Annotated in this window: 11 protein-coding genes; 6 read left to right on the forward strand and 5 right to left on the reverse strand. The window is 53.1% G+C overall.

What is annotated here, in order from left to right:
• Positions 1 to 142: 142 nt before the first annotated feature.
• From RTK32_RS12800 to ompX, 5 genes are all read right to left on the reverse strand, one after another.
• Positions 143 to 1,711, reverse strand: a complete 1,569-nt coding sequence (locus RTK32_RS12800) for a DHA2 family efflux MFS transporter permease subunit (RefSeq protein ID WP_312044504.1) — start codon at positions 1,709 to 1,711, stop codon at positions 143 to 145.
• A complete protein-coding gene (locus tag RTK32_RS12805; RefSeq protein ID WP_312044506.1) occupies positions 1,708 to 2,874 on the reverse strand; it encodes an HlyD family secretion protein in 1,167 nt (388 codons plus the stop codon). The genes RTK32_RS12800 and RTK32_RS12805 overlap by 4 nt, the downstream gene beginning before the upstream one ends.
• A 117-nt stretch (positions 2,875 to 2,991) precedes the next feature.
• The gene (locus RTK32_RS12810) at positions 2,992 to 4,107 is read right to left on the reverse strand and encodes an SLC13 family permease (RefSeq protein WP_312044508.1); all 1,116 of its coding nucleotides are present in this window, start codon (positions 4,105 to 4,107) and stop codon (positions 2,992 to 2,994) included.
• A gap of 21 nt (positions 4,108 to 4,128) precedes the next feature.
• Positions 4,129 to 4,578 carry a manganese-binding transcriptional regulator MntR gene (mntR, locus tag RTK32_RS12815; protein WP_312044510.1) on the reverse strand — a complete coding sequence of 150 codons (450 nt, stop codon included), beginning with the start codon at positions 4,576 to 4,578 and terminating at the stop codon, positions 4,129 to 4,131.
• 335 nt (positions 4,579 to 4,913) lie between these two features.
• On the reverse strand, positions 4,914 to 5,426 hold the full coding sequence (ompX, locus tag RTK32_RS12820; protein WP_253454779.1) for an outer membrane protein OmpX: 513 nt from the start codon (positions 5,424 to 5,426) through the stop codon (positions 4,914 to 4,916).
• Positions 5,427 to 5,803: 377 nt separating this feature from the next.
• On the opposite strand from ompX, the gene rhtA reads away from it, so the two are divergent.
• The 6 genes from rhtA (at position 5,804) to glnQ (ending at position 10,407) form a co-directional block, all read left to right on the forward strand.
• On the forward strand, positions 5,804 to 6,700 hold the full coding sequence (gene rhtA, locus RTK32_RS12825) for a threonine/homoserine exporter RhtA (protein WP_312044514.1): 897 nt from the start codon (positions 5,804 to 5,806) through the stop codon (positions 6,698 to 6,700).
• Positions 6,701 to 7,073: 373 nt separating this feature from the next.
• Complete coding sequence (dps, locus tag RTK32_RS12830; protein WP_312044523.1) at positions 7,074 to 7,577, forward strand: DNA starvation/stationary phase protection protein Dps; 504 nt, start codon at positions 7,074 to 7,076, stop codon at positions 7,575 to 7,577.
• A 95-nt stretch (positions 7,578 to 7,672) separates the two neighbouring features.
• Positions 7,673 to 7,936, forward strand: a complete 264-nt coding sequence (locus tag RTK32_RS12835) for a DksA/TraR family C4-type zinc finger protein (RefSeq protein WP_312044516.1) — start codon at positions 7,673 to 7,675, stop codon at positions 7,934 to 7,936.
• 264 nt (positions 7,937 to 8,200) lie between these two features.
• Positions 8,201 to 8,947, forward strand: a complete 747-nt coding sequence (gene glnH, locus RTK32_RS12840) for a glutamine ABC transporter substrate-binding protein GlnH (protein WP_312044518.1) — start codon at positions 8,201 to 8,203, stop codon at positions 8,945 to 8,947.
• Between the two features lie 81 nt (positions 8,948 to 9,028).
• Positions 9,029 to 9,688 (forward strand): glutamine ABC transporter permease GlnP, encoded by a 660-nt coding sequence (gene glnP, locus RTK32_RS12845; RefSeq protein ID WP_312044520.1) that lies wholly within the window; start codon positions 9,029 to 9,031, stop codon positions 9,686 to 9,688.
• On the forward strand, positions 9,685 to 10,407 hold the full coding sequence (gene glnQ / locus RTK32_RS12850) for a glutamine ABC transporter ATP-binding protein GlnQ (RefSeq protein WP_312044521.1): 723 nt from the start codon (positions 9,685 to 9,687) through the stop codon (positions 10,405 to 10,407). Before glnP ends, glnQ begins: the two co-directional genes overlap by 4 nt.
• The last annotated feature ends 315 nt before the right edge of the window (positions 10,408 to 10,722 follow it).

Genomic DNA, 10,722 nt, shown 5'->3' on the forward strand with positions numbered 1-10,722 from the left:
CGACGCCAGCGAGTTGAAAGAAGCGGGCGTGGACGGTTTCGGTGCCCGATAGTCCGGCCCGACGCTACAGGCCGACAGCGTAATAGTCGCAACCAGCAGCACGCCGAGTCGCGAACGCGTAAATAAAGGAGAAACGTTCATGTCAGTGTGCTCCTGCACTGCCCTCGCTCTTAATCGGCGCCAGCAGTAAACAAAATGGAATGAGAATCAGGGCGACAATGCTTAAGCCCATAAAAACGTCGATATAAGCCAGGATACGCGCCTGAACGATCAGCTCTTTATAGAGCTGTCCCGTCGCTATCGTCACCGGGTCGCCAACCGCCGAGGTAAAATCTTTTACTCCTCGCGCCCAACGTTCTACCGTCAGATTAAAGGGCTCATTGAGCGACGTCATGTTATGCACCATATGCGCACTTCGCGCCTGTTCTCGTTCGGTAATCATCGCCGTTGAAAGCGAAATACCTATCGAGCCAGCCACATTGCGGCACATCGTGAACAGTGCCGAAGCATCCGCATTCAGCCTCTGCGGGATGGTCACAAAGGCAATGGTCGTCAGCGGCACAAACAGGAAGCCCAAACCAATCGTCTGTGCGCTGCGCATCATCACCAGCGTGGTGAAATCGATGTTCGGCGTCAGCTTCGCGGAATAGATAAATGAGACGAACAGACAGGTAAAACCAAACGCGATGATCCAGCGCGTCTGCACGATAGGCATCAGCTTCAGTACCAGCGGTATGGTCAGCACAATCAGCACGGCGCCGGGTGAAAGCACCAGCCCCGACCAGGTGGCGGTATAGCCCAAATCCTGCTGCGCCAGCTGGGGGATCACCACCGAACTGCCATAGAGGATGGCCGCCATGCCGGACATCAGAAGACTGGCCACGGCAAAATTACGGTCTTTCAGCACGTGCAGATCCACCACCGGTTTTTTAGCATACAGCAGCCAGTAAACCGCGCCGACCAACCCAATCGCGCTCAGGATGGCGAAAGTCATAATAAAATTCGAGCTGAACCAGTCGTCGTCTTCGCCGCGATCGAGGAAGACCTGCAGGCAACCCAGCCCCAGGGTGATGAGGCCGATACCGATATAATCGATATTCAGTTTCCCTTTCGCCCACTTGCGTTCCCATGGTGGATCTTCCAGCAGCTGATAAATAGCCAGTACGCTCAGGATCCCCACCGGTATATTGATGAAGAACACCCAACGCCAGCTGTAGTTGTCGGTGATCCAGCCGCCCAGCGTCGGGCCGAGAACCGGTGCCACGATAATAGCTATAGAAGAGAGACCGAACGCCTTGCCACGATCTTCCGGTTTAAAATAATCCAACAGAACCGATTGCTGCACTGGCTGCAGGCCGCCGCCGAAAAAGCCCTGTAATATCCTGAACAAAATGATCTGCCACAGCTCGGTGGCGATGCCGCACAGGAAAGAGCAGATGGTGAACATCACGATGCAGATCAAAAAGAACTGTTTACGTCCAAATACGCGGCTCAGGAAGGCGGAAATCGGCAGCACGATGCCGTTCGCCACCAGATAGGAAGTCAGCACCCAGGTTGACTCGTCGTAGCTGGAGGAGAGCGATCCGGCAACGTGCGGCAGCGCCACGTTAACGATGGTGGTGTCCAGGATCTCCATAAACACCGCCAGCGTCACCGTCATAGCGACCAGCCAGGGGTTACTGGCCGGCTGCCAGCTCTGGCTTTGACTCATTCCACTGTTACCTCTGGCTCCACCGACAGCCCCAGCGGCAGCGGCTTGTTCGGATCGAGACCCTTATCGATAACGATTTTAACCGGCACGCGCTGAACAATTTTTACGTAGTTGCCGGTGGCGTTTTCCGACGGGAAAGTCGAGAAGCGGGAGCCTGAGCCCATCTGAATGCTTTCCACATGCCCTTCCAGCTTCATATCTGGCCAGGCATCAACGGAAATGCTCACTTTATCGCCCGGATTCATTCGTTCCAGCTGCGACTCTTTAAAGTTGGCGGTTACCCAGACATTCGGTGACACCAGCGAAAACAGCGAGGTACCGGCCTGCACCAGCGTACCGACCTGAACATTACGCTTGGTCACGAAGCCGTCGTAAGGCGCGCGCACTTCCGTATAGGAAAGATTCAGGTTGGCGGTGTTCAGCTGGGCTTTCGCCTGCTCAACTTGCTGCTGCCGCGCTTCCACGTTGGTTTCCTGCTGGCGAATTTGCAGCTGGATCTGCGAGGCCACTTCCACCTGAGCCTTCGCGCTTTCCAGTTCGGCTTTGGCACTTCTTAACTGCGCGCTGGCCGCATCAATATTACGCTGTGAGGTTGCACGGGGATCGACGCCGCGCTGACGTTTGTAATCTTCCTGAGCGTTAAGGAAATTCGCTTCCGCCTTGGCCTGCTGCGCCAGCGCCTGATCTTTTTGGGCAGGATACTGCACGCGGGAAAGCGCCAGCTGTGCCTGCGCCTGATGCAGCTGAGCCACGGCCAGACCAAGCTGCGCCTGAGCCTGATCGCGCTGCGCCTGGTTGTCCTGCGGATCGATTACCACCAGCAAATCGCCCTTTTTCACGCGCTGATTGTCCGTCACCAGTAGCCTGGTGACATAGCCGGAAGCTTTAGGGGCAATGGTAACGGCATCAGATTCCGTAAAGGCATCGTCCGTCGTTTCTATATTGCGGCTGGTGAACCAGAAATAAAAGCCGACAACGATCATCACCACTACCACTATCGCCAGGATAATCAGCGGTTTTTTACCGGGACGTTTACGCTCCGCCTGACCCTCTTCCTGCTGCCGATCATCTTTTTGCGGCTGGGTGTCCTGGTTATCAGACTGCGAATTGTCCTGCGGATGACGCTGGTCATCATCTGAGGAAGAATTTGATTGATTAGCCATAGTTCTCATCAGGTTACGGCGGGCTCAAACCGAGCCCGCAAGATTCACGCTGTTATAAACATAGGGCCTAAATTGACAAATGCCAGTGTTTCTTTACGAAGTCAGACAAGATTCAGGTCAGAGCGCATTAATGCCTAAAAGTAGCCCCCAGCCCAGCATCATTGCCCACAGCAGCATGGGCAGTGAATAGAAGTGAAAACGCAGCCAGATAGTGCGGTCTTTCGCCATTCGCAATGCAATCAGATTGGCCAGCGAGCCGGGCAGCAGCCCAAAGCCACCAATATTGACCGCCCACGCCAGCAGCGTACTGGCCGGTAACTTCGCCAGCAGCAGGATAGTCGCCGGAACGTTGCTGATGATCTGCGACAGGCCGATGGCCAGCAGATATTTTCCGCCCTGCGACAGCTGTGGAATTTGCTGGAGCAGATGCTGCAAAGCGGGCAGCCGGGTGAGCAGATAGACATCCACAAACATGGCGATAAATACCGCCAGCAGGCTCCAGTCAATCGCCAGCAGCGTACGGCGCGCCATCAGTAAAAAAACGGCAAACACCAGCAGTACGCCCCAGACGGCATACCCCATCTCCAGTAAAACAATAAACAGTAGATAAAGGACGACGCTGGCAATCAGGAGCGGACGCTGCCACTGTGTTTCTGCAGCTTGTTCCGAACGCTCAATTCGTTTAGCCGAGAAACTGAAGGCGGTCAGCAACAGCAGGCTGATCATCAGCGCGCCGCCCAAAGGCAGCATCTGGCCGATAAAGCCGGCAAAACCGCTGCCACCGTGCTGCCAAAGCAGGATATTTTGCGGGTTACCAATAGGCGTGAGCAGCGACCCGGCGTTGACGGCCAGCGCCTCAAAAATGATTAACCGGGCTATCGGCAGCGAAGAGTAGCGTCGCAGCGTCAGCGTCAGCGGCACCAAAATAAAAAGCGCCACGTCATTAGTCAGAAAGGTGGACAGCAGCGCCGCGGCGGCGGTAAGAAACAGTGCCAGCGACCGTTCTGACTGAAAGCGCTGTACCAGGCGGCGCCCCAGCACGTCGAAGTAGCCGCTGGATTCGATGCCTTTAGTCAGCATTAGCAGGCCGCCCAGCGTCAATATAGTCGACCAGTCTACCGCAGTCGGCAGCTGTCGCAGGGAAAAAGGCGCGAAGCAGGCCAGCAGCAGGCCCAGTAAAATTAACAGATGCAGAAAACGGTCGTGCAAAAAAGGCCTGAGCAGTGTTGCCATATAGACTCGCTTGAGAGGAGGTTACTGACGGCTTTCGTAGAATTGCTGAAAAATGGCCAGCGTTTCGTCGCTGACGTGATGTTCCAGGCCTTCAGCATCCCGACGGGCAGTATCGGGGCTGATGCCCAGCGCCAGCAGGAAAGTTTCTACGATATGGTGACGTTTGCGACTCTCCTCCGCCAGCGCCTCCCCTTCAGCCGTCAGAAACACGCCGCGATAGGGAACCTGTTCGACCAGCCCGACCGTAGCCAGTCTTTTCAACATTTTGGCAACGGTAGGCTGAGAAACACCGAGCCGAGCGGCCATGTCAACCTGGCGGGCTTCACCAAACTCACGGATCAGATCGGAAATCAGCTCAACGTAGTCATCAATTAATTCGCGCCGATGGGCTTCACGAACCTGACGAAAGCCTTCGACATGCTCTTCTATCTCTTTCAGTGGCGCAGGCACTGCGGTTTTAGCGCGACTCATTCAGCTTCCTCATTATTATTTCGGGCGCGTGCAAAGGCTCGCATCAGCCTGGGGTGCCATAGTGTAAACGAAGCGCACAGAAGCACAAAATTTCACGCCATTGCACTGGCTACGAATTATAGCCTGTGCTATATCTGTATAGAAAGCGAACGGAGGAGATCATGAAAAAGCCACTTTTACTGCAGCTGCTCTGTCGCTCGCCCTTTACGCTACGGCTGCTGCTGCTGGAAACGCTCGTGACAGGAAAAAAAACCTGCCGCTGAACCAGCCATAAAAAAAAATCCGCCACGTGGGCGGATTTTTTATCAACCAACCGGAGCTGGTTTCAGGCAATCTTAGAAGCTGTAGCCAACGCCAGCGATCCAGGTGCCAACGTCTACGCTGCGGATGCGGCTCTGCTCGTAGCCAACGTCCAGAGCAACGTTTTCGATGCCTGGGTTGAACTGCAGGCCTGCACCGTAGGAAACACCTACGTCGCTTGAATCAGACTTGTCACGTGCTGGTGCGTTCTGCTGGAATTTACCGTAACCGATACCCACAACGCCGTAGATGCTTGCCCAGTCGTTCAGACGGTAAGCAGGACCACCGGTGATGCCGTAGTACTGGCCTTTGTTATACACGCCAGCGTCGGTACGATCTTTCTCGGTGTAGGTGAAAGAACCGATCCAGCCCAGTGGATCGCTGCCGTTTTCGTAACGGTATTTCAGGTTGAAGCCGTTAGCTTTGTTAGCCACGCCCTGCATATCGCTTTGTGCGTAACCACCGGAAACTGTGCTCTGTGCCATCGCTGAACCAGCAGAAACTGCCAGTACACAAGCCAGTGCTGAAAGACATGCAATTTTTTTCATAACCACCTCAAATGTGAAAGTACTTATCTCCTGACAACGCTGAAAATATAACAAACCTCAGCCAGAAACTCTGCCCCGTTTTTGTTGTCCAAGACAATGTTTGGTGTAACAGGAAGTTAATGATCCATTCTATCTTATTATTTTTACTGGGTTTTAACTCATTATCTCCACACGCGACCTGCAATGTAAAATTTTGTTCATTGAGATAAATCTTAATTAAACTGACACTTCTTTACCGCTGAAAGGCCGGTTCCCAACGAATTTTCCGAATTTCCTCACTTTTTTTCAAGGCCGATACTGCTGGTTTTGCCCAATCTGTTGGTACACTTCAGGGAACTTTTCCGCCGTACGATGGACAAATAAGGTTGGTTAACAGGATGTCCCCTTCTTCACGCAGTGCTTCAATCTGGTTTCCTGTATTACTGCTTTTGCTCGCCATGACGTCTATTCAGGGCGGAGCCGCGCTGGCAAAAACGCTGTTCCCAATTGTAGGTGCGCCCGGCATTACAGCCTTGCGTCTTGGAATAGGCACGCTAATCCTTTGTGTGGTTTTTAAACCCTGGCGACTGCGGTTCAGCCGCGAACGCCTGCTGCCTTTAGTGATATATGGGCTGGCGCTGGGCAGCATGAACTATACGTTTTACCTGGCGTTGCGTACCGTTCCGCTGGGGATCGCCGTGGCGCTGGAGTTCGTCGGCCCTTTGACGCTGGCGCTGGCAGGCTCAAGAAAACCGCGTGATTTCCTGTGGGTTGCTTTAGCGCTGTTGGGCCTGTGGCTTTTGTTACCTTTGGGCAAAAGTATGTCGGGCATCGACCCGAAAGGGGCTTTTTTTGCGCTATTTGCCGGGGCCTGCTGGGCTATTTATATTCTGAGCGGCCAACGGGCAGGCGCAGAACACGGCCCTGCAACTGTCGCTACAGGATCGCTGATTGCTTCACTGATATTTGTGCCGGTTGGCTTAACCTTTGCCGACAGCGGTCTCTGGAATCTGTCTGTTTTACCCATTGCCCTTATCGTCGCTATCCTCTCCAGCGCCTTTCCCTATACGCTGGAGATGGTGGCGCTGACCCGATTGCCAGCCAAAACGTTTGGTACGCTGATGAGCCTTGAACCCGCAATGGGGGCACTTTCCGGCATGGTTTTTCTGGGCGAGTTACTGACGCTACCGCAGTGGCTGGGTCTGCTCTCTATTATTATCGCTTCGGCAGGCGCCACGCTAAGTCTGCGTCCCGCTAAGCAAAAAACCGCGCCGGCAGGCGAACAGCGAAAATAGCTATATCGGATGATACGTAAAACTGAATAATCCATTTAATCCACGCCCGGTCAAAGAATGTCTAATGCCTGTAAAGTCCAGATAATTCTGAGCTTACATAATTAAACGGCCCTTTTAAAATGACTCGGGCAAGCAATTTGTAACGAAAAAATTAATTAAAAAATCACTATTATTCAAAAATTTAAAAACACCCAAGTAAATGAGAATATTTATTAATCTCATTACCTGGTTTATTTGTCTGCAATACCAGCCGGTTAAGCCAGTAGAGTGTCACTATTTGTGCGATAGGCAGTAACTTTATGGCAGGTCTGAAAAGCGCTGCTATACTTTATCGATACATTCAGGACAACTGACCATTAAGAGGATATTAATGATGAGTACCGCTAAACTGGTAAAAACGACGGCAACCGATCTGCATTACACCCGTAACAACGTGGCTGATGAGGAAAAGAAAGCCACCATCGAGGTGTTGAATCGTCTGGTCACGGAATTCATTGATTTGTCCCTGATTACTAAACAGGCTCACTGGAACATGCGTGGCGCTAACTTTATCGGCGTGCATGAGATGCTGGATGGTTTCCGCACCACTATTACCGACCATCAGGATACCATCGCTGAGCGTGTCGTGCAGCTGGGCGGCGTGGCGCTGGGTACAACACAGGTTGTGAACGACCGTACCCCGCTGAAAAGCTATCCGCTGAACATTCATACCGTTCAGGATCACCTGAAAGCGCTGGCAGAACGTTATGCCGTTGTCGCTAACGATACGCGTAAAGCTATTACGGAAGTTGAAGACGAAGACACCGCAGATATCTTTACCGCCGCTTCTCGCGATCTGGATAAGTTCCTGTGGTTCATTGAATCTAACATCGAATAATTCGATGTGGGGCGACGAGCACAGCCCCCTTTTTACGAAGTGATTTTCCGGGCAGATGAACCTTTTCATCTGCTCTTCTTATATGGAGGAAAGCGATGGCCAGTGGTTGGGCACGTGATGATGCCGTACAGGAACAGATAGATTCAACGGTGGAAGACGCCGTAAATCGCGCAAGGCGCGCCATGCATCATGGCGTCAGTGCACAGTATTGCGAAGAGTGTGGCGAGGCCATCCCTGAAGCCCGTCGTCTTGCGCTGCCAGGGGTACAATATTGTATTCAGTGCCAGGCGCAGCGAGATAAACATCAGGAAGCGACACTTTATAATCGTCGTGGCAGTAAAGACAGCCAGCTTCGTTAACGCTGCGAGCGCCCTCGCACTCTTCTTTATTTATTTTGTTTTTTATTCCCCGCCAGGTTAAAACCTAACTGCACCACAATGAATGCAATGCACCATTATGGGGCTTCATTATGGTGCATTGCGCGGCTTAAGGCGTAATTATCCCGCTCAAATTGACTCAACGTGCTGTTTTCAATATATTTTGAAAACCTGGCATAGTTTTTTCATATGGCTGCTGGCATTCAATCGGGCAAGGCGCTTGCCCGACTGCGATAAGGATAAAAAATGAAGTCACTTGTTAAGTTTTCCCTGGCTGCGCTGACGCTGGCGTTTGCCGTCTCCTCTACCGCCGCAGAAAAAAAGCTGGTTGTCGCGACCGATACCGCCTTTGTTCCTTTTGAGTTCAAACAGGGTAACCAATATGTGGGCTTCGATGTGGAGCTGTGGGCGGCTATCGCGAAAGAACTGAAGCTGGACTACACCCTCAAACCGATGGATTTCAGCGGCATCATTCCAGGCTTACAGACCCGTAACGTTGACCTGGCGCTGGCGGGCATTACTATTACCGACGCGCGCAAAAAGGCGATTGATTTCTCCGACAGCTATTACAAAAGTGGTCTGCTGGTGATGGTCAAGGCCAATAACGACCAGGTCAAAGGCCTGAAAGATCTTGATGGTAAAGTGGTTGCAGTGAAAAGCGGGACCGGCTCGGTGGATTACGCTAAGCAGCACATTAAAACCAAAGATCTTCGTCAGTTCCCTAATATCGATAATGCCTACATGGAACTGGGTACGGGCCGTGCGGATGCTGTCCTGCACGACACGCCGAATATCCTTTACTTCATTCATACCGCTGGCAAAGGCCAGTTTAAAGCAGTAGGCGATTCAATCGAAGCGCAGGATTACGGTATCGCCTTCCCGAAAGGCAGCGATGAACTGCGTGAAAAAGTCAACGGCGCACTGAAAACGCTGCGTGCAAACGGTACCTACAACACAATTTATAAAAAATGGTTCGGTTCCGATCCTAAATAAGCGTGTTTTACTTTTCGCAGGCGCGCTGGCGCCTGCGTTTTCCACACCAACGAAATATGGTTTTGATCCGGAGAAATAAGAATGCAGTTTGACTGGAGCGCCATCTGGCCATCTATTCCGGCCCTGCTTGAGGGCGCGCGTCTGACGCTATGGATATCGGTCCTTGGCCTGGCCGGCGGCCTGATTATCGGCCTTGTTGCAGGCTTTGCCCGCGCTTACGGCGGCTGGCTGTCGCGTAATATCGCCCTGGTCTTTATTGAACTCATCCGCGGCACACCGATTGTTGTGCAGGTGATGTTTATCTATTTTGCGCTGCCGATGGCCTTTAACGACTTGCGTATCGATCCGTTCAGCGCGGCGGTGGTGACCATTATGATTAACTCCGGCGCGTATATTGCGGAAATTACTCGCGGCGCCGTCTTGTCAATCAATAAGGGCTTCCGGGAAGCGGGCCTGGCGCTGGGCCTTTCCAGCCGCGAAACGCTACGCTACGTTATTATGCCGCTGGCGCTGCGCCGTATGCTGCCGCCGCTGGGTAACCAGTGGATCGTCAGTATCAAAGATACTTCGCTGTTTATCGTTATCGGCGTGGCGGAGCTGACTCGCCAGGGCCAGGAAATCATTGCCGGTAACTTTCGCGCGCTGGAGATCTGGAGCGCCGTGGCCGTTATCTATCTGTTTATTACGCTGGTGCTGAGCTTTGTTCTGCGTCGCATTGAAAAAAGGATGAAAATCCTGTGATTGAATTTAAGAACGTCTCTAAACATTTTGGCGAAACGCAGGTACTGCACAATATCGACCTGACGATTAAGCAGGGAGAAGTAGTGGTTATTATCGGGCCGTCCGGCTCTGGTAAATCTACGCTGCTGCGCTGCATTAACAAGCTGGAAGAGATTACCACCGGCGAGCTGATTGTGGACGGCCTGAAGGTTAACGATCCCAAAGTGGATGACCGCCTGATCCGCCAGGAAGCGGGCATGGTGTTCCAGCAGTTTCACCTGTTCCCACAGATGAGCGCGCTGGATAACGTCGCTTTTGGCCCTGTGCGCGTACGCGGTGCCAGTAAGGCCGATGCGCAGCGGCTGGCAAAAGAGCTGCTGGGCAAAGTAGGCCTGGCCGAACGTGCGCACCACTTCCCGTCCGAACTTTCCGGGGGGCAACAGCAGCGAGTGGCCATTGCTCGTGCGCTGGCGGTCAAGCCTAAGATGATGCTGTTTGATGAGCCAACCTCCGCGCTGGACCCGGAGCTGCGCCATGAAGTGCTAAAAGTGATGCAGGATCTGGCTGAAGAAGGCATGACCATGGTTATCGTGACGCACGAAGTCGGCTTTGCAAAAAAAGTCGCCTCACGCCTGATCTTTATCGACAAAGGACGTATTGCTGAAGATGGCGATCCGGCCGCGCTGATTGATAACCCGCCGGGCGCGCGCCTGCGGGAGTTCTTACAGCACGTTTCATAACCTTTCGGGGCGGTTATACCGCCCCGCTTTCTTGCCCTGCGCCTCATCACGCCTTACCTTTTTTTGCCCGTCTGTACTTGCTGCTCGACGCTTCTTCGCGCCGTTAAAGGAAAAGATGATGTCGGGGACCCCGTCCTTCTGGCGCTGTATGCTCAGATGGCTACTGTTAATCGCTTCTTTTTTGCTGTCAGTCACAGGCCCCCAGCTTGCCTTGCCGCCGCAGCCGCTTCCCGGTCACAACCTGCTGACGGCGAGCTGGCCTGGGTCTGGGTCTGGGTCTGGGTCTGGGTCTGGGTCTGGGTCTGGGTCTGGGTC

Origin of the sequence: Erwinia sp. (genome assembly GCF_031978025.1) — a bacterium.
In the GTDB taxonomy this organism is placed as follows: domain Bacteria; phylum Pseudomonadota; class Gammaproteobacteria; order Enterobacterales; family Enterobacteriaceae; genus Erwinia.